This is a genomic window from Bradyrhizobium sp. GW821-FHT13H06 (assembly GCF_058803975.1).
This window is the reverse complement of sequence record NZ_JBXAPN010000001.1, coordinates 661,233-682,932: the sequence shown is the minus strand read 5'-3', so window position 1 is coordinate 682,932 and position 21,700 is coordinate 661,233. Positions and strand designations below refer to the sequence as shown.

At 64.9% G+C, this 21,700-nt stretch carries 16 protein-coding genes; 12 read left to right on the top strand and 4 right to left on the bottom strand.

Annotation, left to right across the window (positions count from 1 at the left end; translation table 11 throughout):
* Position 1: 1 nt before the first annotated feature.
* The 3 genes from AC1RQP_RS03150 to AC1RQP_RS03140 all read left to right on the top strand — a co-directional run bounded on the left by AC1RQP_RS03150 (position 2) and on the right by AC1RQP_RS03140 (position 1,981).
* Positions 2 to 847, top strand: coding sequence for a phosphatase PAP2 family protein (locus tag AC1RQP_RS03150; protein WP_492935898.1), 846 nt, complete (start codon positions 2 to 4; stop codon positions 845 to 847).
* Between the two features lie 64 nt (positions 848 to 911).
* Positions 912 to 1,646, top strand: coding sequence for a glycosyltransferase family 2 protein (locus AC1RQP_RS03145; protein WP_492935897.1), 735 nt, complete (start codon positions 912 to 914; stop codon positions 1,644 to 1,646).
* Complete coding sequence (locus tag AC1RQP_RS03140) at positions 1,643 to 1,981, top strand: lipid-A-disaccharide synthase N-terminal domain-containing protein (RefSeq protein WP_061881543.1); 339 nt, start codon at positions 1,643 to 1,645, stop codon at positions 1,979 to 1,981. Before AC1RQP_RS03145 ends, AC1RQP_RS03140 begins: the two co-directional genes overlap by 4 nt.
* 1 nt (position 1,982) lies before the next feature.
* Here AC1RQP_RS03140 and AC1RQP_RS03135 read toward each other — a convergent pair whose 3' ends face one another.
* Entirely contained in the window at positions 1,983 to 3,674 is a 1,692-nt protein-coding gene (locus tag AC1RQP_RS03135; protein ID WP_492935896.1) for a Na/Pi cotransporter family protein, read from the bottom strand.
* Between the two features lie 178 nt (positions 3,675 to 3,852).
* Positions 3,853 to 5,037: a cystathionine beta-lyase gene (gene metC / locus AC1RQP_RS03130; protein ID WP_239623519.1), complete on the bottom strand. Its 1,185-nt coding sequence runs from the start codon at positions 5,035 to 5,037 to the stop codon at positions 3,853 to 3,855.
* A gap of 395 nt (positions 5,038 to 5,432) precedes the next feature.
* Here metC and AC1RQP_RS03125 point away from each other — a divergent pair, with 395 nt between their 5' ends.
* The 7 genes from AC1RQP_RS03125 (at position 5,433) to AC1RQP_RS03095 (ending at position 17,004) form a co-directional block, all read left to right on the top strand.
* Positions 5,433 to 6,449: an amino acid ABC transporter substrate-binding protein gene (locus AC1RQP_RS03125; RefSeq protein ID WP_239623520.1), complete on the top strand. Its 1,017-nt coding sequence runs from the start codon at positions 5,433 to 5,435 to the stop codon at positions 6,447 to 6,449.
* A 24-nt stretch (positions 6,450 to 6,473) separates the two neighbouring features.
* Positions 6,474 to 7,679 carry an amino acid ABC transporter permease gene (locus AC1RQP_RS03120; RefSeq protein WP_239623521.1) on the top strand — a complete coding sequence of 402 codons (1,206 nt, stop codon included), beginning with the start codon at positions 6,474 to 6,476 and terminating at the stop codon, positions 7,677 to 7,679.
* On the top strand, positions 7,676 to 9,196 hold the full coding sequence (locus AC1RQP_RS03115; RefSeq protein WP_492935895.1) for an amino acid ABC transporter permease: 1,521 nt from the start codon (positions 7,676 to 7,678) through the stop codon (positions 9,194 to 9,196). Before AC1RQP_RS03120 ends, AC1RQP_RS03115 begins: the two co-directional genes overlap by 4 nt.
* A gap of 11 nt (positions 9,197 to 9,207) precedes the next feature.
* A complete protein-coding gene (locus AC1RQP_RS03110; RefSeq protein WP_275973698.1) occupies positions 9,208 to 9,945 on the top strand; it encodes an amino acid ABC transporter ATP-binding protein in 738 nt (245 codons plus the stop codon).
* Between the two features lie 101 nt (positions 9,946 to 10,046).
* The gene (locus AC1RQP_RS03105) at positions 10,047 to 12,287 is read left to right on the top strand and encodes an O-linked N-acetylglucosamine transferase family protein (protein ID WP_492935894.1); all 2,241 of its coding nucleotides are present in this window, start codon (positions 10,047 to 10,049) and stop codon (positions 12,285 to 12,287) included.
* 123 nt (positions 12,288 to 12,410) lie between these two features.
* Positions 12,411 to 14,654, top strand: coding sequence for an O-linked N-acetylglucosamine transferase, SPINDLY family protein (locus AC1RQP_RS03100; protein ID WP_492935893.1), 2,244 nt, complete (start codon positions 12,411 to 12,413; stop codon positions 14,652 to 14,654).
* A 106-nt stretch (positions 14,655 to 14,760) separates the two neighbouring features.
* Positions 14,761 to 17,004 carry an O-linked N-acetylglucosamine transferase family protein gene (locus AC1RQP_RS03095; protein ID WP_492935892.1) on the top strand — a complete coding sequence of 748 codons (2,244 nt, stop codon included), beginning with the start codon at positions 14,761 to 14,763 and terminating at the stop codon, positions 17,002 to 17,004.
* A gap of 61 nt (positions 17,005 to 17,065) precedes the next feature.
* On the opposite strand, the gene AC1RQP_RS03090 is transcribed toward AC1RQP_RS03095, so the two are convergent.
* Positions 17,066 to 18,100, bottom strand: a complete 1,035-nt coding sequence (locus tag AC1RQP_RS03090) for a cysteine synthase A (RefSeq protein ID WP_028176411.1) — start codon at positions 18,098 to 18,100, stop codon at positions 17,066 to 17,068.
* Between the two features lie 186 nt (positions 18,101 to 18,286).
* Positions 18,287 to 18,583, bottom strand: a complete 297-nt coding sequence (locus AC1RQP_RS03085; protein WP_492935891.1) for a hypothetical protein — start codon at positions 18,581 to 18,583, stop codon at positions 18,287 to 18,289.
* Between the two features lie 275 nt (positions 18,584 to 18,858).
* On the opposite strand from AC1RQP_RS03085, the gene AC1RQP_RS03080 reads away from it, so the two are divergent.
* Together AC1RQP_RS03080 and AC1RQP_RS03075 are read left to right on the top strand one after the other, a co-directional pair.
* Positions 18,859 to 20,310 (top strand): efflux transporter outer membrane subunit, encoded by a 1,452-nt coding sequence (locus AC1RQP_RS03080; protein WP_492935890.1) that lies wholly within the window; start codon positions 18,859 to 18,861, stop codon positions 20,308 to 20,310.
* Complete coding sequence (locus AC1RQP_RS03075) at positions 20,300 to 21,691, top strand: efflux RND transporter periplasmic adaptor subunit (protein ID WP_492935889.1); 1,392 nt, start codon at positions 20,300 to 20,302, stop codon at positions 21,689 to 21,691. Before AC1RQP_RS03080 ends, AC1RQP_RS03075 begins: the two co-directional genes overlap by 11 nt.
* Positions 21,692 to 21,700 lie beyond the last annotated feature (9 nt).

The window sequence follows — 21,700 nt, the reverse complement described above, 5'->3', positions numbered from 1 at the left end:
GATGCGGGCGCCGACCGACATTGCGCCGCGTGCCGGCTATCCCGCACAATTGCTCGCCGTGTCCTGGCGCGGGCTGGCGCAGCTCGTGCGCTCGCCCTCGCATTCGCGCCGGGCCGAGGCCGCCCGAAAGCTGGCGCGGCATTCGCTCTGGCTGAGCGCTGTGAGCGCGGCGCTGGTCATCGTGCTGATGGTCGGGGTCGATCAGACCGAGATCCTGTTGATGCCGCCGCGCGGCACGCCCAGCCTGTGGCCGATCCGCATCCTCACCGATTTCGGCAAGGACGAGTATCTGCTGATCGTGTTGGGGGCTGCGCTGGTGGCTGTGGCGTTCGTTGCAGCAGGGCTGCACGGGACTCGCCGCGCAGTGCTGCTCGGCTTCGGCACGCGGCTTCAATACATATTTCTGTCTGTTGCCCTGTCGGCGCTTGTCGCTGAGATCCTGAAATATCTCATCGGTCGCGGCCGCCCGTTCGTCGGCGGCAAGGCCAATCCGTTCAATTTCGTGCCGTTCGAGGGGACGGGGGCTTATGCCAGCCTGCCGTCGGGACATGCAGTGGCCGCGTTCGCGCTGGCGTTTGCGGTCTCGGCGCTGTGGCCGCGCCTGCGGGTATTCATGTTCACTTACGCAATCGTGATCCTGCTGACGCGCCTGGTGCTGCTCGCGCATCACCCGAGCGACGTCGTGGCCGGCGCCCTGGTCGGAATGGTCGGCGCCATGACGGTGCGTTACTGGTTCGCGGCCCGGCGGCTCGGCTTTGCCATCCGCGCCGACGGCACCATCGTGCCTCTTCCGGGAGCGGCCCGGGGCCGCCTCAAAAGGGTTGCCCACGGGGCATCCGCCCCATAAAAGCGGCTGCCTGCGGGGACCGCCGGTTCCCAAGGCGCAGGCCGAATCCAACCAAGAGCCTCCTTTGTCGACGCCCCAGCCTTCGGTTTCCATCGTCGTTCCCGTGCGCAACGAAGCCGAGAACATTGCGCCGCTGATCGCGGAGATCGGTGCGGCGCTTGATGGCCGCTGGGCTTATGAGATCATCTACGTCAACGATGGCTCCACCGACTCGACCGGCGATCGGCTAGCCGCCATCATGAAGCAGCGGAGCAATCTGCGTCAGCTCCGCCATGCGCGGTCTGGCGGCCAATCGGCGGCCGTGCGCAGTGGTGTGCGTGCGGCGCGCGGGGACATCGTGGCGACGCTCGACGGCGATGGCCAGAACAATCCCGCCTTCCTGCCGGACCTGATCGCGGCGGTCGAGAAAAGCGCGCGCGTCGGGCTCGCCGCCGGCCAGCGGGTCGGGCGCAAGGACACCGGCTTCAAGAAGTTCCAGTCGCGCGTAGCGAACGGCGTTCGCAACGCCATCCTGAAAGACGGCACACGCGACACCGGCTGCGGACTGAAGGCGTTCCGGCGCGACGTCTTCCTGATGCTGCCTTATTTCGACGGGCTGCATCGCTTCCTGCCGGCGCTGGTGCGCCGCGAGGGCTACGAGATCGCCTATGTCGACGTGATCGACCGGCCGCGCCACTCCGGCGTATCGAACTACGGCTTCTTCGACCGGCTGTGGATCGGAATCATGGATCTCGCCGGGGTGTGGTGGCTGATCCGCCGCAAGAAGCCGACTCCTGAGGTGACCGAGGTGAACGCATGATCATTCAATACGGTCAGGCGCTGAGCAATTATCTCTACGACGTCTTCGTCGCCAAGTTCGATTTCTGGCTCGCATTCGGGCTCGTCGCGCAATTGTTCTTCACCGCGCGCTTCCTGGTGCAGTGGATCGCGAGCGAGCGCGCCGGCAACAGCGTGGTGCCGATGGCGTTCTGGTTCTGCTCGATGGGCGGCGGGCTGATGACGCTGGTCTACGGCGTCGTGAAGCGCGAGCCGGTCATCATCCTCGGACAGTCGCTCGCGACCATCATCTACATCAGGAACATCATGCTGATCTGGAAGAACCGCGGCAGCGCCTCGAAGACGCTGGATCGCTGATCTATCGCGGCAGCGCCGACGCAGCGCCTGACGCGGGCAGGGTGGCTGTATCCGCCTCGGTTCTGCGGTAGGGTTCGCCGGCCGCGTCGAGCACGGGATAGGCGACCGAGCAGATATGCGAGTGGATTCGGCGCAGGTCGCGCAGCACGTCCAGATGCAGCGACGTGGTCTCGATGGTCTCGGGACGGCCCTCGCGCAGGCGATCGAGATGCCGTTCGACCGCGGCAAGCTCGGTGTTGCGCAGCGCGGTTTTCTCCACCAGCAGCTTGCGCGCCTCGTTGGCGTCCCCCGACATGAAGACGCCGAATGCGATACGCAGCGAATCCATCGTGCGCTTGTGGAAGGCGGCGAGCTCGTCGGCCCCTTCCGCCGAGAACTGGAAGCGCCGCTTGATCTTCTTGGTGGCGAGCTCGCTCAGGCTCTTGTCGATGATGTCGCCGATGTGCTCGAGGTTGATGGCGAAGGAGATGATCTCCATCGCGCGGCGTCCTTCAGTCTCGTCGAGGCTGCCCCGCATCAGCTTGGTCACGTAGAGCTTGATGGCCTCGTCGAGACCGTCGACGAGATTGTCCATCTTGGAGACCTGATCGACCAGCGCACGGTCGCCGGTCATCATCGCGGCCATCACCTTGCGCAGCATGACCTCGACGAGATCGCCCATGCGCAACGTCTCGCGGGCGGCGTCGGCGAGCGCCAGGGACGGCGTCTCCAGCGCGGTCTCGTCGAGATAGCGCGGCCGGGCCGGGTCGGCCTCGTGCACGCGATCCGGCAGAAGGCGGGTGAGCAGGCGCGACATGGTGTCGAGCAGGCCGATGAAAACGACGGCCGTGCCGACGTTGAAGGCGATGTGGAAAGCCGCCGTCATCTTGGCGAGATCGGGCTGCCAGGCGTGCATGTGCCCAGCGATCGCACTCAGGAAGGGCAGGACGAGGACGATCCCGACCACGCGGTTGACGAGATTGCCGACCGGCAGGCGATAGCTCGCGGGATCGTCACGCTTGGCGCCCTCGAACACGGGATTGATGGCGCTGCCGAGATTGGCTCCCAGCACCAGCGCCAGCGCCGCCTCGGGCGAGATGAACTGCGAATAGGCCAGCGACATGATCAGCAGCACGCTGGCGACGCTCGAATGCACCGCCCAGGTGACGAGGGCGGCGATGACGATGCACAGGACCGGGTCGCCGGTGATGGCCGACATCACGACGCGGACGCCGGGCGCGTTCTCCGCCGGCGCCAGCGTGTCGAGCAGGATGTGCAGCGAGAGCAGCATCAGGCCGAGGCCGATACAGACGCGACCGATGTCCTTGATCCGCGAGCGCGGGCCGGAGCGGAAGGCGACGAGTCCGAGCACGAACAGGATCGGCGCAACGGCTGCGATGTTGAACGACAGCACCTGCACGATCAGCGTCGTGCCAACATTGGCTCCCAACATGATGGCGAGCGCAGCGGCGAGGCTGACGAGGCCCTCGGCCGCGAACGAACTCGTGATCAGCGCTGTCGCCGTGCTGCTCTGAAGCAGCGCTGTGAGCCCGAGGCCGGCGGCGAATGCGCTGGCGCGATTGCTCAGTGCCTTGCCGAGCAGGCGCCGCAGGTCGGGACCGAAGGCGCGCAAAATGCCGCTGTGGACCATGTGCAAGCCCCACAGCAACAGGGCAACGCCGCCCATGAGATCGAGCAGAACCAACGTTCCCATGCTCCGTGTCCGGATTGGAGTCGATTGGCGAGGCTAGCGCCAAACGGGAGCCGATCAAACTCTTTGTTGGCGCATCGACGTTAACGTTTGCGGCAGCGGCGCGTTCCCGCGACGCGCGATTGCGCGTCCGCCGGAGCGTGGTTGCCGTGTCCCGAGGCGCGTTGCCTCGCGAGCAGGCTCACATTGCCGCTTTCAGGGCAGCGAAGCCGCGATCGAGATCGGCCTTGAGATCATCGACGCTCTCGAGCCCGATGTGCAGGCGCAGCGTCGGGCCGCCGGGCGCCCACTTGGTCGCGGTGCGATAGGCATCGCAATCGAAGGGGATCGCGAGGCTCTCGAAACCGCCCCAGGAGAAACCCATGCCGAACAGCTTCAGCGTATCGAGCATGGTGTCGACCGCCTTCTGCGGCGCGGGCTTCAGCACGATGCTGAACAGGCCTGACGCGCCTGTGAAGTCGCGCTTCCAGATCGCATGGCCGGGATCGGTTTCGAGCCCCGGATGCAGCACGCGCGCGACCTCGGGTCTGGCAGCGAGCCAGCGCGCCATGTCGAGCCCGGAGCGATGATGCTGCGCCAATCGCACCGACAGCGTGCGCAATCCGCGCAGCGCCAGGAAGACGTCGTCGGGGCCCGCGCAGACGCCGAGCAGGCGGATGCCTTCGAGGATCTGCGGCCAAGCCTTGGCATTGGCAGAAATCGTGCCGAACATGATGTCGGAATGGCCGCCGATATATTTGGTGGCCGCCTGCATGCTGATGTCGACACCCTGCTCGAGCGAGCGGTGATAGAGCGGGGTCGCCCAGGTGTTGTCGTCGATGACGAGCGCGCCGCGGGCATGCGCGACCTCGGCGATGGCGCGGATGTCGGGCATCTCGAACGACTGCGAGCCCGGCGCCTCGACCAGCACCGCACGCGTGTTGGGCTTGAACAGCTTGTCGATGCCCGCACCGATCAGCGGATCGAAATAGGTGGTCTCGACGCCATAGCGGGCCAGCATGCCGTTGCAGAAATTGCGCGAAGGCCGGTAGACGTTGTCGACCACCAGAATATGGTCGCCGGTCTTCAGCACCGAGAGCAGGGTGGTGGAGATCGCCGAAAGCCCGGACGGCACGATGCCGACGCCGGCGCATTGCGGTCCCTCCAGCGCCATCAGCGTCTCCTGGAACGCCTTGGTGGTGGGGGAACCGTGCCGGCCATAGGTGAACTCGCCGCGATGGGCGTGCAGGTCCTCGGCGGTCGGATAGAGCACGGTCGAGCCGTGGAACACCGGCGGATTGACGAACCCCTTCTGCGCCTTGGTGTCGCGGCCGGAGGTGACCAGCCGGGTCTCGGCGTGCTGCTGCTGGGGGTGCGAGGAATCCATGCGTCTGCTTTCAAAATCGCGTTTCCGCCGGGCGCGTTGCGCCCGCGGGCGGGCCGAAAGGCCGTCGTCGTTAATAACAGAACACAGAAGAGTCTCGTCAACCCCTTGACCCGGCAGGCCAGTCGTTCTGTGATGCGCAGGTGCTATTCAGTCGCCGCATGTTGAGGGGCCTGCCGCGACCTTCGATCCAATGTCTGACCGGACCTTGCGCCACAGCCGTAATGGCGGGCGCCTGCGGCGGGGATTAAGGTATGGCCTCCCAGGATCGGCGGGTGTTCGGCAAGGTGTTCCAGCATGACTCTTGCAAGGCTAGCCCTGGTACGATTAGCCCTGGCAGAGATGACCCCACAGACAACATTCCTGATCTTGAGACGACCTTGAAAGGCCCAAAGCCCATGAAACGCGTAACCCTGGCTCTCACCCTTGCTCTCGCCGCCGGCCTCTCTGCCGAAGCCGCCGATGCGCAAACTCTCAAGACCGTCAAGGACCGGGGCATGCTGTCCTGCGGCGTCAGTCAGGGCTTGCCCGGCTTCTCCTCTCCGGATGACAAGGGCAACTGGACCGGCATCGACGTCGACGTCTGCCGCGCCATTGCGGGGGCGATCTTCAACGATCCGACCAAGGTCAAGTACGTGCCGCTGTCCGCCAAGGACCGCTTCACGGCGCTGCAATCGGGCGAGATCGACGTGCTCTCGCGCAACACCACCTGGACCATCTCGCGCGACACCTCGCTCGGCGCCAATTTCACCGGCGTGACCTACTATGACGGGCAGGGCTTCATGGTGAAGAAGTCGCTCAAGGTGAATTCGGCGCTCGAGCTCAACAGCGCATCGGTCTGCGTGCAGACCGGCACCACCACCGAGCAGAATCTCGCCGACTACTTCAAGGCCAACAACATGAAGTACGAGGTGATCGCGTTCGCCACCAACGACGAAACCGTCAAGGCCTATGAAGCCGGCCGCTGCGACGTCTTCACCACCGACCAGTCGGGCCTGTACGCCAATCGTCTGAAGCTCGCCAGTCCCAACGATCACATGGTGCTCCCCGAGATCATCTCGAAGGAACCGCTCGGTCCGATGGTGCGCCACGGTGACGACCAGTGGTTCGACATCGTGAAATGGACGCTGTTTGCGATGATCACCGCCGAAGAGCTCGGCGTCACCTCGAAGAACGTCGACGAGAAGGCGAAACTGGAAAATCCGGAACTGAAGCGCGTGCTCGGCAGCGACGGCAATTTCGGCGAACAGCTCGGCCTGACCAAGGATTGGGTGGTGCGGATCGTGAAGGCGGTCGGCAATTACGGCGAGGTGTTCGACCGCAACGTCGGCGCGGGCTCGCCGCTCGCCATCAATCGCGGTGTCAACAATCTCTGGAACAAGGGTGGTCTTCAGTACGCGCCGCCGATCCGCTGATCGCCCCGATCGGCCGGCAACGGCATGAGCACCGAAGCCCGAAAACCGCCGGCCCAGATTGCGCTGAAGATCCGGCGCATCCTGGGCGGCAAGGCAGGCTGGAACGGCGTTGCCGTCCAGTTTGCCTTCGCGGCGATCCTGGGCTGGATCGGCTATGAAATCGTCTCCAATGCCCGCGCCAACCTCGAGAATCAGCACATCGCCGCCGGCTTCGGCTTCCTCAGGAACAATGCCGGCTTCGACGTCAACCAGACCCTGATCCCCTATACCGGCTCGGACACGTTCCTGCGCGTGTTCGTGGTCGGGTTGCTGAACACGCTCGTCGTCTCGGTGGTGGGCATCGTCTTCGCCACCGTGATCGGCTTCATCGTCGCGCTGTGCCGGCTGTCGCCCAATTGGCTCTTGTCGCGCGTCGGCGAGCTCTATGTCGAGGTCATCCGCAACCTTCCGCTCCTGTTCCAGATCCTGTTCTGGTACCTCGCGGTGCTCGCGGCGTTGCCCAATCCGCGGCAGAGCATTTCCCTGTTCGGCATCGCCTTCATCAGCAATCGCGGCCTCGTCGTTCCCAGCCCGATCGGCGAGCGCGGCCTCGAGCCGTTCCTGGCGATGCTGGTGTTCGGTATCGTGGCGTCACTGGCCCTGCGCTTCCATGCGCGGCGCGCGCTGTTCCAGGAAGGGCGCATGATCCGGATCTGGCCCTATGTGCTGGGCCTGCTGTTCGGGCTGCCAATCGCGACCATGCTGGTGTTCGGCTTGCCCTTCACCTTCGAGCTGCCGCAGCTCAAGGGCTTCAACTTCGCGGGCGGCTCGCGTATCATTCCGGAATTCGTGGCGCTTACGGTGGCGCTGTCGACCTATACCGCCGCCTTCATCGCCGAGATCGTGCGCGCCGGCATCCTGTCCGTTCACAAGGGACAGATGGAGGCGGGATCCTCGCTCGGGCTCAGCCGCGGCGCCACGCTCCGCCTGATCGTCGTGCCGCAGGCCATGCGCGTCATCGTGCCGCCGCTGACCAACCAGTACCTCAATCTCACCAAGAACTCGTCGCTGGCGGTCGCGATCGGCTATCCCGACCTGGTGTCGGTGTTCGCCGGCACGTCGCTGAGCCAGACCGGGCAGGCAATCGAGATCATCGCGATGACGATGGGCATCTATCTCCTGATCTCGCTGCTCACCAGCGCCGTCATGAGCGTCTACGGTTGGCGCGTCAGCCGGAGTCTGGGCGCATGACCGATATCAGCTCAAGCAGCTTCGTCCGCCAGGACCTGCTCGCCGAGCGGCCCGCGCCGATCAAGACCACGGGCTTTATCGGCCTGGTGCGTACGCGCCTGTTCAACTCGCCGACCAATATCCTGCTCACGATCGTGGGCGCCTTGCTGCTCTGGTTCACCATCATTCCCTCCGTCAGGTTCCTGATGGTCGATGCGGTCTGGAGCGGCCAGGACCGAACCGCGTGCCTCGCCGAGAACGCCGGCTTTGCTGTCGGCGCCTGCTGGCCCTACATCCAGGCGAAACTGCCGCAACTGATCTACGGCTTCTATCCAGAGGCGGAGCGCTGGCGGGTCGACCTCACGATGTTGCTCGCGGTCGTGCTGCTGCTTCCGCTGCTCGTTCCGCGGCTGCCGGCAAAGAGCCTGAATGCCGGCCTGTTCTTCGTTGCCTTTCCGGTGGTCGCATTCTTCCTGCTGCACGGCGGCGGCATCAAGGGCTTCGGCCTGAGCTGGACGGCCGGCCTGCTGCAACTGTTCGACGAGAGCATCATCGGTGCCGGGCAGGCGCTCCTCAGTCTCAGCAAGACGTCCGCCATCGCACCGTTGCTGTGGGTTGTCGGAAGCCTCATCGTGCTGGTCGGCACGGCGATCTCCTGGTTGATCTTTCCGCTCACCTGGCTGCGCGATTATGTCCACGTGATCGGGCAGCCGGTCTGGGCCGATTTCGGCATCACGGCCGCGATTGTCAGCCTGATCGCGTTCTTTCTTGCTGGCGGCATTCGCACCGGCGGGCGGGCTCTGGCATCCAGCATCGCCACCTTCATTGCCATCGCGATCGTCATCAAGCTGATGGGCCTGGATCGCGGCGGATTGCCGATCGTGACGACCAATCTATGGGGCGGCCTCCTGGTGACATTGGTGGTCTCCGTCACCGGCATCGTCACCTCGCTGCCGATCGGCATCGCGCTGGCGCTCGGCCGCCGCTCCACCATTCCCTTGATCCGAATCTTCTCGATCGCCTTCATCGAGTTCTGGCGCGGCGTGCCGCTGATCACCGTGCTGTTCTTCGCCACCTACATGCTGCCCCTGTTCCTGCCCGGCAATTTCACCGTCGACGGCCTGGTCAGGGCGCTGATCGGCATCGCGCTGTTCACCGGCGCCTACCAGGCCGAGAACGTCCGCGGCGGGCTCGCTGCGATCCCGCGCGGGCAGGGCGAGGCGGCCGCCGCCCTCGGACTGTCGTGGTGGAAGACGACCTCCCTGATCGTGCTGCCGCAGGCGCTGCGTCACGTCATTCCGAACCTCGTCAACAGCTTCATCTCGCTGTTCAAGGACACCTCGCTGGTCTCGATCGTGGCACTGTTCGATCTCCTGGGCTCGCTTCGCGCCTCGTTCTCGGATCCGAAATGGTCGACGCCGTCGACCGCGTTCACCGGCTTCGCCTTCGCCGGGATCATCTACTTCATCTTCTGCTTTGGAATGTCGCGCTACTCGTTGTTCGTCGAGCGCCGCCTCAACGCCCACCGCCGCAGCTGATCGAGGCCACCATGTCCGACCCCATCGTCAAGATTTCCGGCCTCAACAAATGGTACGGCGAATTCCATGTCCTGCGGGACATCGACCTGGCGGTCGCGAAGGGCGAGCGCATCGTGATCTGCGGGCCCTCGGGCTCGGGCAAGTCGACCTTGATCCGTTGCATCAATGCCCTGGAGGAATTCCAGGAGGGCGAGATCGTCGTCGACGGCATCGAGCTCGGTCCCAACCTCAAGCACGTCGATGCCGTGCGCCGCGAGGTCGGCATGGTGTTCCAGAGCTTCAATCTGTTCCCGCATCTGACCGTGCTCGACAATTGCACGCTGGCGCCGATCTGGGTCCGCAACATCCCCAAGAAAGACGCCGAGGCGACCGCGATGAAATTCCTGGAGCGAGTCAAGATCCCGCACCAGGCCAACAAGTTTCCGGGTCAGATGTCCGGCGGCCAGCAGCAGCGCGTCGCGATCGCCCGCGCGCTGACCATGAACCCGAAGGTGATGCTGTTCGACGAGCCGACCTCGGCGCTCGACCCCGAGATGGTCAAGGAGGTCCTCGACACCATGGTCGATCTTGCCGAGGAGGGCATGACCATGCTTGTCGTCACCCACGAGATGGGCTTTGCCCGCGAGGTCGCCAACCGCGTCGTGTTCATGGACGCCGGCCAGATCATCGAGGCCAATACGCCGATGGAGTTCTTCGCCGCCCCACGGCATGCCCGCACGAAACTGTTCCTGAGCCAGATCCTGCGGTGAGCCCCCGCAACCCGGTGGCCTCACCGGCCTGACCGGCGCCGCAAGCTTGGCACCATGCGAATCAGCTCGTCTCTTTTCGGACCATCCTCCGGAGAGAAACCTTGCAGAGCAGTCTCGGCGCGCGCGCATACCAGAACGCGCGATTGCAGAAGAAATTGAGGAAGCAGGCGGACGCCGTCATGTCCTTCGCGGTCGAGGCGCTCGGGCAGGGCAGACTTGCCGAGGCCGAGACGCTGTGCCGCGAGATTCTGAAAGAGGTTCCGGATCATTTCCACGCCACGCACCTGCTCGGCCTGCGCGCGTTCGACGGTGGCCGGCTCGATGAGGCGGAATTCCTGCTCGAGCGCGCGATTGCGCTCGACCCGCGTTCGCCCGACGCCCATGGCAATCTCGGGGCCGTGTATTTCGCTCTCCAGAAATTTCAGGCCGCCCGCGCGTGCCAGGAGAAGGCCATTGCGCTGAAGCCGAATTGTCCGATCACCCTGACCAATCTCGGCAATACGCTGCTGCACATCGGTCTCGGCGAAGAGGCGATCGGGCTGCACGACCGCGCGATCAGGCTGAAGCCGGACTATGCCGATGCATTCTGCAACCGCGGCATGGCGGAGCTGATGACCGGCAAGTTCGAGCGCGCCAAGGAGAGCTTCGATCGCGCCCTGTCGCTTCAGCCGCGCCATGCCGAGGCAATCGCCGGCAAGGGCATGGTGAGCCTCGAGCTCAGGCACTTCAACGAGGCTGCCGCCGCCTTCGACGCAGCGCTCGCGATCAAGCCAGGGTCACCCAGGATTCTGCTGCAGCGCGGACGGCTCAATCTGAGCCTGTCCCGGCTGGAGCAGGCGGCAGCGGACCTCGATGCTGCGCTAACGCAATCGCCACGACTCGAGCTCGCGCTGTGCTGGAGGGCGCAAATCGACATCCTCGTGGGGAACACGGCGCAAGCGATGGCGGGCGTCAAGACGCTGCTCGAAGTCAATCCGCGGTCGGAGATGGGATTGGCGCTTCTTGCGGCTTGCCATGTGAACCAGGGAGACATCGCGACGGCGCTCGCGCATCTCGATGCGGCGCTGGAGATCGCGCCGGACTTTCCGGAGGCGATCGGATACAAGATTTTCGTGCTGGATTATCTGCCCCAAGCCGATTTCCTCGCGCAGCAGGCGGCCCGAAAATACTGGTGGGATGCGATCGGCGCCAAATTGCCGAGAAGGACGCTTGCGCCGCGCAAGCTCGATCCGGACAAGCGGATCGTGATTGGCTACGTCGCTTCCGAATTCAGGCGCCACTCGGCAGCGTATTCGCTGTTGCCGGTGCTGCGCCATCATGATCACGCCAGGTTCAAGATCGTCTGCTATTCCTGCTGGCCGTCGCAGGACGAGATGACCGAGAGATTCAAGCCTCTCGCGGACGTCTGGGTCGATGCCGCGCAGCTTTCGGACGACGAACTGGCCGATCGTATCCAGGCCGATGGGATCGATATCCTGATCGACGTATCGGGACATACGACCGGCAGCCGGCTCCATGTCTTTGCCCGCAAGCCGGCCCCGATTCAGGTCACGGGCTTCGGACATGCCACGGGGACCGGCCTTCAGACCATGGACTACGCGCTCGCGGATCCGATCTTCATTCCGCAATCGGCGCGCCATCTGCTGGCTGAGAAGGTTCACGATCTGCCGTGCCTGATCACGATCGATCTCGTCCTGGATGCGCCGCCTTCGGAACTCCCCATGCTCCGCAACGGCCATGTGACCTTCGGCGTCTTCAACCGCATCTACAAGATCTCGGACGAGGCCATCGGTGTGTGGTCGAAGGTGATGCGCGCGGTGCCAGGATCGAAGATCATCATCAAGAACGGATTGCTGGACGATCCCATGCTGCGCGACCACCTGATTGCGCGGTTCGTGGAACAGGGCATCGCCGAAAACGACGTCGTCTGCATGGGCTCGACCTCGCGCGCCGAACATCTGCGGGCCTTTGCGAAGGTCGATATTTCGCTTGATACCTTCCCGCAAAACGGCGGCATCAGCACCTGGGAATCGCTCTATGCCGGCGTTCCTGTCGTCGCCAAGCTCGGGAGCGGCGCCTCGTCGCGCGCCGGCGGCTCGATCGTCGCGGCCGTCGGTCTCGATGACTGGGTCGCCGAGGACGACGAAGGCTATGCCGCGACCGCGTGCAAATATGCGGCGCAGCCCGACCATCTGGCGAAGCTGCGCGCGGAACTGCCGGCCCGGATCGCAGCTTCGCCTGCCGGCAATGTCGAGACCTACACGCGCACGGTCGAGGCGGGGTATCGCCAGTTCTGGCGCGACTATTGCGCCGCGGCCCCGGAAGGCGGGGACGTTGCGTAGGCCGGGGGCCAGTCTTGCCCTGAGCACCGGGAAACCCCGGGGGCCTTGCCGCTCCAGCCGACCGGGCGGCCTTGACGACGAATCAGCTAGACTCTCCGTGCGGCCATCCTTCGGAGAGCAACCTTGCAGAGCAGCGGCGCCGGCGCGCGCGCATTCCAGAACGCGCGATTGCAGAAGAAACTGATGAAGCAGGCGGATGCCGTCATCTCCGCCGCAGCGAGCGCCTATGGCCAGGGCCGGCATGCGGAGACCGAGGCGCTTTGCCGCGAGATCCTGAAGGCGCTTCCGGATCATTTCGATGCCACGCATTTGCTCGGCCTGTGCGCCCATGACGGCCGTCGCCTGGCGGAGGCGCAAGAGCTGCTCGAGCGCGCGACTGCGCTCGATCCGCGTTCGCACGAAGCCCACAGCAACCTCGCGACCGTCTACTTCGACCTGAAGAAATTCGAGGATGCGCGCAGGTGCCAGGAGAGGGCGATCGCGCTGAAGCCGAACTTCCCGCTCGCGCTGACCAATCTCGGCAATACCCTGCTGCACATGAAGCTCGCCGAGCAGGCCATCGAACTGCACGATCGCGCCATCAAGCTCAAGCCGGACTATGCCGATGCGTTCTGCAATCGGGGCATGGCCGAACTGATGATGGGCCAGTTCGACCGCGCCAGGGAGAGTTTCGACCGCGCCCTGTTGTTTCAGCCGCGTCACGCCGAAGCGATCGCCGGCAAGGGGATGCTGAGCGTCGAGCTCCGGCACTTCGACGAGGCCGAAGCCGCGCTCGCGGCGGGACTGGCAATCAAGCCCAATTCGGCGAGGATGCTGGCCCAGCGCGGACGGCTCAACTTCGATCTGTCGCGGCTGCCGCAGGCCGCCGCGGACTTCGATGCCGCACTGGCGCAATCGCCCACGCTCGAGCTGGCGCTGCGCGGGAAGGCACAAGTCAACATTCTCCTGGGGAATACGGCGAAGGCGATTTCGGCCGTGAAGACCTTGCTCGAGGAAAATCCGCGCTCCGAGATCGGCATGGCGCTGCTGGCGTCGTGTCATGCGAGCCAGGGAGACATCGCGACGGCGCTCGAGCATCTCGACAAGGCGCTGGAGCTCAGGCCGGACTATGCGGACGCCATCGAGCGCAAGATTTTCTTGCTGGACTACCTTTCCGAGGCCGGTTTCGCGGTCCAGCAGGCGGCGCGAAAATCCTGGTGGGATGCGGTCGGCGCCAATTTGCCGCGAAGGACGCTCGCGCCACGGGAGCTCGATCCGGACAGGCGGATCGTGGTCGGATATGTCGCGTCCGAATTCAGGAACCACTCGGCCGCGCTCACCTTGTTGCCGGTGCTGCGCCATCATGATCACGCCAAGTTCGAGATCATCTGCTATTCCTGCTTTCCGTTGCCGGATGAGATGACCGAACGCTTCAAGCCTTTGGCGGACGTCTGGGTCGACGCCGGGCAGCTCTCGGACGACGAGCTGGCCGATCGTATCCAGGCCGACAAGGTCGATGTCCTGATCGACGTATCAGGCCACACCACCGGCAACAGGCTCCATGTCTTCGCCCGGAAGCCCGCGCCCATCCAGGTCACGGGTTTCGGACATGCGACGGGGACCGGCCTTCAGACCATGGACTACGTGCTCGCCGATCCGGTCTTCATTCCGCAATCGGCGCGCCATCTGCTGGCCGAGAAGGTTCACGATCTGCCATGCCTGATCACGATCGAGCCCGTGCTGGACGTGCCGACGTCGGAGCTGCCCATGCTCCGCAACGGCCATGTGACCTTCGGCGTCTTCAACCGCATCTACAAGATCTCGGACGAGGCCATCGGTGTGTGGTCGAAGGTGATGCGCGCGGTGCCCGGATCGAAGATCATCATTAAGCACGGGCTGCTTGACGACCCCTTGCTGCGCGACAGCCTGGTCGCGCGGTTCGTGGCGCACGGCATCGCCGCCGAGAATATCACCTGCATGGGCTCGACCTCGCGCGCCGAGCATCTGCGGGCCTTTGCGAACGTCGACATCTCGCTGGATACCTTCCCGCAGAACGGCGGCATCAGCACCTGGGAATCGCTCTATGCCGGCGTTCCTGTCGTCGCCAAGCTCGGGAGCGGCGCCTCGTCGCGCGCCGGCGGCTCGATCGTCGCGGCCGTCGGTCTCGATGACTGGGTCGCCGAGGACGACGAAGGCTATGCCGCGACCGCGTGCAAATATGCGGCGCAGCCCGACCATCTGGCGAAGCTGCGCGCGGAACTGCCGGCCCGGATCGCAGCTTCGCCCGCCGGCAACGTCGAGATCTACACGCGGAAGGTCGAGGCGGGGTATCGCCAGTTCTGGCGCGACTATTGTGCCGCAGCCGCGGAACGCGGCGACGTGGCGTAGGCGCTGGGGACCGGAAAGTCCCGGAGGCGATGCTGGTCCAGTAACCCGCCGGCCCGGCCTGCGAATCGGCTAGACTCTTTCCGGGCGATCCTCCGGAGACAATCCTTTGCAGAGCAGCGGCGCCGGCGCGCGCGCATTCCAGAACGCGCGATTGCAGAAGAAATTGAAGAAGCAGGCGGACGCCGTCATCGCCGCCGCGGCGAGCGCCTATGGCCAGGGCCGATATGCGGAGACCGAGGCGCTCTGCCGTCAGATCCTGCAAGCTGTTCCCGATCATTTCGACGCCACGCACCTGCTCGGTCTGTGCGCGCAAAACGGCCGGCGCCTGGAGGAGGCGCAGCGGCTGCTCGAGCGCGCGATCGCGCTGGATCCTCGTTCGCACGAGGCCCATAGCCATCTCGGAGCTGTGCATTTCGATCTCAGGAACTTCGAGGATGCGCGCCGGTGCCACGAAATGGCCATCGCGCTGAAGCCGAATTTTCCGCTCGCGCTGGCCAATCTCGGCAATACGCTGCTTCACTTGAATCTCCCAGAGCAGGCCATCGAACAGTACGATCGCGCGATCAGGCTGAAGCCGGACTCGGCCGATGCGCTCTGCAATCGCGGCCTGGCAGAGCTGGCGCTGCGCCAGTTCGACCGCGCCAAGCAAAGTTTCGAGCGTGCTCTGGTGTTTCAGCCGCGTCACGCGGAAGCGCTCGTCGGCAAAGGCGTGGTCTGTATCGACCTCAAGCAATACGACGAGGCGGAAGCCGCGCTCGCAGCGGCGCTCGCGATCCGGCCGGGTTCGGCGAAGACCCTGGCGCACCGCGGCCGGCTCCATTTCGAGCTGTCGCGGCTGGAGCAGGCGGCTGCGGACTTCGACGCAGCGCTTGCGCTTTCGCCCAGGCTCGAGGTCGCCTTGCAGGGCAAGGCGCAAGTCAGCATCCAGTTGGGAAACACGGCCGAGGCGATTGCGGCCGTCAAGATCCTGCTTGCGGAAAATCCGCGTTCAGCGATCGCGATGACCCTGCTGAGCGCCTGTTTCGCAAACCAGGGAGAGATCGCATCCACCATCGCGCATCTCGACGCCGCGCTAGCGATCGCGCCGGACAATGCGGACCTGATCGCGCGCAAGATTTTCTTCCTGGACTTTCTCTCCGATGCCGATTTCGCGGTCCAGCAGGGCGCGCGCAAATATTGGTGGGACGCGATCGGCGCCAAACTGCCGCGAAGGACGCCGGCAGCGCGGGAGCTCGATCCGGAAAAGCGGATCGTGGTCGGATATGTCGCGGCCGAGTTCTGGTACCACTCGGCGGCGTTCGCCCTGTTGCCGGTGCTGCGCCATCACGATCACGCCAGGTTCGAGATCGTCTGCTATTCATGCTCGCCGCGACGAGATGAGATGACCGCCGAATTCAACTCCTATGCGGACATCTGGGTCGACGCCTGGCAGCTTTCGGACGACGAGCTGGCCGATCGTATCCAGGCCGACAAGGTCGACATCCTGATCGACGTATCCGGGCATTCGTCGGGCAACAGGCTTCCTGTCTTCGCTCGCAAGCCGGCCCCCATCCAGGTCACAGGTTTCGGACATGCCACGGGGACCGGCCTTCAGACCATGGACTACGTGCTCGCGGACCCCATCTTCATTCCGCAATCGGCGCGCCATCTGCTGGCGGAAAAAGTCCATGATCTGCCGTGCCTGATCACGATCGATCCCATCCTGGATGTGCCTCCGTCGGAGCTGCCCATGCTCCGCAACGGCCATGTGACCTTCGGCGTGTTCAACCGCATCTACAAGATCTCGGACGAGGCCATCGGTGTGTGGTCGAGGGTGATGCGCGCGGTGACCGGATCCAAGATCATCATCAAGCATACCCTGCTTGACGATCCGTTGCTGCGCGACAGCCTGGTGGCGCGCTTCGTGGCAGAGGGTATCGTCGAAGACAACGTCGTCTGCATGGGTTCGACCCCGCGCGCCGAGCATCTGCAGGCCTTCGCGAACGTCGATATCTCGCTGGATACCTTCCCGCAGAACGGCGGCATCAGCACCTGGGAATCGCTCTATGCCGGCGTTCCGGTCGTCGCCAAGCTCGGGAGCGGCGCCTCGTCGCGCGCCGGCGGCTCGATCGTCGCGGCCGTCGGTCTCGATGACTGGGTCGCCGAGGACGACGAAGGCTACGCCGCGATCGCGTGCAAATATGCCGCGCAGCCCGACTATCTGGCGAAGCTGCGCACGGAACTGCCGGCCCGGATCGCGGCCTCGCCCGCCGGCAACGTCGAGATCTACACACGCAAGGTCGAGGCGGGTTATCGCCAGTTCTGGCGCGACCATTGTGCCGCGGCCCCGAAAGGCGGCGAGGTCGCATAAGCGGACCGAACCGGGGGCGCCTTGCGGGCGCACGTCGCCGACGTGCGCCTTCCTGCGACGATCACACGAAGGGCGGCTTGATGTTGCTCCGCTTCTCCAGCCACTCCGGCACCGGCAGGTTCTTGGCCCGCATGAAGTCCGCGTTGAACAGCTTCGACAGATAGCGGCTGCCGGAATCGCACAGCACGGTGACGATCGTCTTGCCGGGCCCGAGCTGCTTGGCAAGGCGGATCGCGCCGACCACGTTGATTCCGGTCGAGCCGCCGAGGCACAGGCCTTCGTGCTGCAGCAGCTCGTAGATCGCGCTGACGGCTTCGGCATCGGGAATGAGATGGGTATCGTCGACCTTGGCTGTCTCGACGATCGCAGTGGCGCGGTTGAGGCCGATGCCCTCGGTGATCGAGCCGCCGGGCGTCGCCTTGGCCTCACCGGTCCTGAAATACTCGTACATGCCGGCGCCGTGCGGATCGGCGCAGGCGATGCGGACGTTCTTGCTCTTCTCTTTCAGATAGCGGCTGACGCCGGCCAGCGTGCCGCCGCTGCCGACCGAGCAGACGAAGCCGTCGACTTTGCCGCCGGTCTGCTCCCAGATCTCGGGGCCGGTGGATTCGTAATGCGCCTTGGCGTTGTCGAGGTTGTTCCACTGATCGGCAAACAGTACGCCGTTCGGCTCGGTCTTGCGCAGCTCGTCGGCGAGCCGCCGACCCACATGCTGGTAATTGTTGGGATTGGCATAGGGCAGGGCCGGCACCTCGATCAGCTCGGCGCCGCACAGCTTCAGAAAGTCCTTCTTTTCCTGGCTCTGCGTCTCCGGGATCACGATCAGGGTGCGGTAGCCGCGCGCGCTCGCCACGACCGCGAGCCCGATGCCGGTATTGCCGGCGGTCGCTTCCACCACGAGACCCCCGGGCTTGAGCTCGCCGCGCTTCTCGGCCTCCAGGATCATCCATTTGCCGGCGCGGTCCTTGACCGACTGGCCCGGATTCATGAACTCGGCCTTGCCGAGAATGGTGCATCCGGTCAGTTCCGAGGCGCGCTTCAGCTTAATCAGGGGGGTGTTGCCGATGGCTTCGACAACGTCGTTTCGAATGGTCATGTCGGGGGAAATCACTGGCAAGGGGTTGATCAGCTTTGGCCAGAACCTAGTGCTTGGGAGGCCAAAGGGGAAGGCTTTTGCGCTGCGGCGAACCGGACCGAAACGCCCGCCCAAACAGTGATATTCCGAGCGGCGAGACCGGCGGTGATGCGCTCGGCCGCGAGGCGGGATACCGGTAGGAGGAAATCACTGAATGCCGTCGGGGGACGAAACGATAGCGCGCGTCGTGAGCGGTCTTGCGGCCAGTTTTTGCCAGGGACGAGACGGATCGAAATCGAGGAGCGTGGGCAGCGCGTGGAAGGCCGAAGACATGTCGGGGCGATGGATGGAATCGCTTTCGGCAAATTGACGGTCTTGTGATGTGGCTCGAAGGCGCGACTGGGCCGAAAGCTGCGTGGTGCAGTCGAATTGAAGCTTAGCAGCCGGTGTGGCAGCAATATCACATGAAATCTTGGTAAGCTTGATCGCGTTTCCCGACGTCACGTAGTGAGAGAAGTCTCTGCGAGACAGGCACTTTTTGCATTCCTGTCAGTTTCGCGGCCGCTCGTTGGCACGGGTATCTCGCAACCGCGACACTGTCCCCCTGTTCCGTGCCCAGCTAGTATGAAGCTTGAGGTTCCGCAGAAAGCATCGCCTGTGAACGAGTTGCCGAAAGCCCCCCCACCGTCCTGCCGAGAATCGGTTAATCCCGCGGCGGGGTGGCGGCTCGATCTGCCCGGCGGGGGGTGGATGTGACACAACATGTTCCGGCGATCGCCATGTGGCGATCATTGCGCTCTGCGTCCTGGACGCGTCGTGCGGCGCGCTGGCTTGCGGTGCTGAGCCTCTCCGCCGGTTCAGGCGCTTGCGTGCTGACGCAGGATCTGCCCGACCCCGCGCTCGATGTTCCCGCGCAATACAAATATGCCGGGAAGGGGGATGTGCCGCCGTCACTGGATTGGTGGCGCGGCTTCCGCTCAGCGGAGCTGACGCAGCTGATGGTGGAGGCGCAGACCGTCAACCTCGACATCGCCGCTGCCGTTTCGCGCATCGTCCAGGCTGATGCCCAGGCGCGGCAGGCGGGCGCGGCGCTGCTGCCGAGCCTGTCGACAGCCGGCTCGGAAACCTATTCGCGCACCTCGGGTTCGAGCGCCTCCGGTCTGTCCATCGGCGGGCGGGAGGTCGTCAATTATTCGGCCTCGCTCAGCGCGAGCTATCAGCTCGACTTCTGGGGCCAGAACCGCGACGCGCTGCAGACGGCGGAGGAGACCGCGAACGCCAATCGTTTCGATCGCGACACGGTCGCGCTGACGACGCTCGCAGCGGTCGCCAACGCCTATTTCCAGGTGCTGGCCTCGCAGGACCGCATCAGGACCTCACAGCGCAACATCGCGAGCGCGCAGCGCATTCTCGATGCGGTCCGGGAACGCCGGAGGGCCGGCACCGGCACCGATCTCGACGTCGCCCAGCAGGAGAGCGTGCTTGCGAACCAGAAAGCCCTGGTGCCGCCGCTGCGCCAGACGCTGGACCAGAACGTCAACGCGCTCGCCGTGCTGGTCTCGCGCCCGCCGGAGACCGTGCGCGTGCTCGGCGGCTCGCTGGACCGGATCGCGATCCCACGCGTCACGCCCGGCCTGCCGTCGGAGCTGCTGACGCAGCGACCGGACATCCGCCGGCAGGAGGCGCAGCTCGCCTCCGCCACCGCGAACATCGGCAATGCCCGCGCGCAGTTCTTTCCGACCATCCAGCTCACCGGCAATGGCGGCTACCAGAGCTCGGCGCTGGTCTCGCTGTTCCAGCCGCACGCGGCCTTCTTCCAGCTCGTCGGCAGCGCCACGCAGCCGATCTTCGACGGCGGCCGGATCCTCGGCAATTTCGAATTTGCCAAGGCGCGCCAGGACGAGCTGCTCCAGACCTACCGCAAGACCATCGTCCAGGCCTTTGCCGACGTCGACAATGCGCTGTTCTCGATCAAGCAGACCACGATCCGGCTGCAATTGCAGCGCGACGTCGTGGCCGCCTCGCGCCGCGCCTTCGATCTGTCGGAGCAGCAATTGCGCGCCGGCACTGCCGACATCGTGACCGTGCTCAACACCCAACTGACCCTGTTCCAGGCGGAAGACGTGCTGTCGCAGGCGCAACTCGCACGGCTTCTCGCCATCGTCAGCCTGTACCAGGCGCTCGGCGGCGGTTGGGAGCCGCGAATGGAGAAACCGGTCAATGCTCTTTAAGCCGGATACGAAGCAGGGCGCGGAAAAGGGGACGGCGAAAAAATCGCGCGGCCGCGGCTTCGTCATGACTCTGATCACGCTCGCGATCCTGGGCGGCCTTGGCTACCTCGGCTGGATCGTCACGCAACAGCAACAGGCCAACAACCGCATCCAGCGTCCCGATCTGCCGGTGCCCGTGCTGGCGGCGAGCCCGCGCATCCAGGACGTGCCGGTTTATCTCGACGGCGTTGGGGCGATCCGCGCGCTCAACACCGTGACCGTGCGCTCGCAGGTCGACGGCAAGCTGATCGCCGTCAACTTCACGGAGGGCCAGGACGTCAAGAAGGGCGACGTGCTAGGCGAGATCGATCCGGCGATCTATCAGGCGCAGTACGACCAGGCGGTGGCCAAGAAGGCGCAGGACGAGGCCCAGCTCGCCAATCAGCGCATCGATCTCGCCCGTTACGAGCAGCTCGCCGCTTCCAATGCCGGCTCCAAGCAGCAGGCCGACACCCAGCGTGCGCTGGTGGCGCAGACCGAGGCGCTGGTGAAAGCCGACCAGGCCGCGATCGACAACGCGGCCGCGACGCTGAGCTACACCAAGATCGTGGCGCCGATCGCGGGCCGGGCCGGCCTGCGCCAGGTTGATCAGGGCAACATCGTCCACGCCTCCGACACCACGGGTCTCGTGGTGATCACGCAATTGCAGCCGATCGCGGTGTGGTTCAGCCTGCCGCAGCAGCAGATCATGCGCGTCAACGCGGCCGCCGCAAAGGGCACGCTCGCCGTCGACGTGTTCGGAAACGACGGCATCACCGTGATCGACACCGGCAAGCTCACCGGCATCGACAACCAGGTCGACCAGACCACCGGCACGCTCAAGCTCAAGGCGGAATTTCCGAACGCCCATTACCAGCTTTGGCCTGGCCAGTTCGTCAATGTCCGTCTCAAGGTCGAGACCTTGACGCAGGCGCTGGTGGTGCCGACCTCTGCGGTGCAGCGCGGTCCGATCGGGACCTTCAGCTACGTCATCGGCGAGGACAACATCGTCTCGGCCAAGCCCGTGACGGTGACCCAGCAGAACGAGCATGACGCCGTCATCGCCAGCGGCCTCTCGCCGAACGACAAGGTCGTCACCACGGGCTTTGCCAATCTGTCCGATGGCTCCAAGGTGATCGTGGGCCGCGACGACCAGACCCCGTCGGCCGATCTCGCGCCGCGCAAGCGCTCGCGCGGGCCGGACGCCCAGAAGAAGGAGGGTGCCAAAGAAGGCCAGAAGGACGGCCAAGGCAAGGAGGGCGAATTCCGCGCCAAGCGGAAGAGCAGCGAGGGTGACCAGAAGGGACAGACCGGGCCGGCACCGGGGCCGGGGGCATCCGGAAGCGGAGCGAAGCAGCCATGATCCCGACAA

Bases quoted from the DNA above. Each gene is read 5' to 3' on its own strand.
- metC (WP_239623519.1), bottom strand. From the start codon at position 5,037: ATGGATTCCTCGCACCCCCAGCAGCAGCACGCCGAGACCCGGCTGGTC.
- AC1RQP_RS03125 (WP_239623520.1), top strand. From the start codon at position 5,433: ATGAAACGCGTAACCCTGGCTCTCACCCTTGCTCTCGCCGCCGGCCTC.
- AC1RQP_RS03090 (WP_028176411.1), bottom strand. From the start codon at position 18,100: ATGACCATTCGAAACGACGTTGTCGAAGCCATCGGCAACACCCCCCTG.
- AC1RQP_RS03150 (WP_492935898.1), top strand. From the start codon at position 2: ATGCGGGCGCCGACCGACATTGCGCCGCGTGCCGGCTATCCCGCACAA.
- AC1RQP_RS03110 (WP_275973698.1), top strand. From the start codon at position 9,208: ATGTCCGACCCCATCGTCAAGATTTCCGGCCTCAACAAATGGTACGGC.
- AC1RQP_RS03135 (WP_492935896.1), bottom strand. From the start codon at position 3,674: ATGGGAACGTTGGTTCTGCTCGATCTCATGGGCGGCGTTGCCCTGTTG.
- AC1RQP_RS03120 (WP_239623521.1), top strand. From the start codon at position 6,474: ATGAGCACCGAAGCCCGAAAACCGCCGGCCCAGATTGCGCTGAAGATC.
- AC1RQP_RS03080 (WP_492935890.1), top strand. From the start codon at position 18,859: ATGTGGCGATCATTGCGCTCTGCGTCCTGGACGCGTCGTGCGGCGCGC.
- AC1RQP_RS03115 (WP_492935895.1), top strand. From the start codon at position 7,676: ATGACCGATATCAGCTCAAGCAGCTTCGTCCGCCAGGACCTGCTCGCC.
- AC1RQP_RS03140 (WP_061881543.1), top strand. From the start codon at position 1,643: ATGATCATTCAATACGGTCAGGCGCTGAGCAATTATCTCTACGACGTC.
- AC1RQP_RS03075 (WP_492935889.1), top strand. From the start codon at position 20,300: ATGCTCTTTAAGCCGGATACGAAGCAGGGCGCGGAAAAGGGGACGGCG.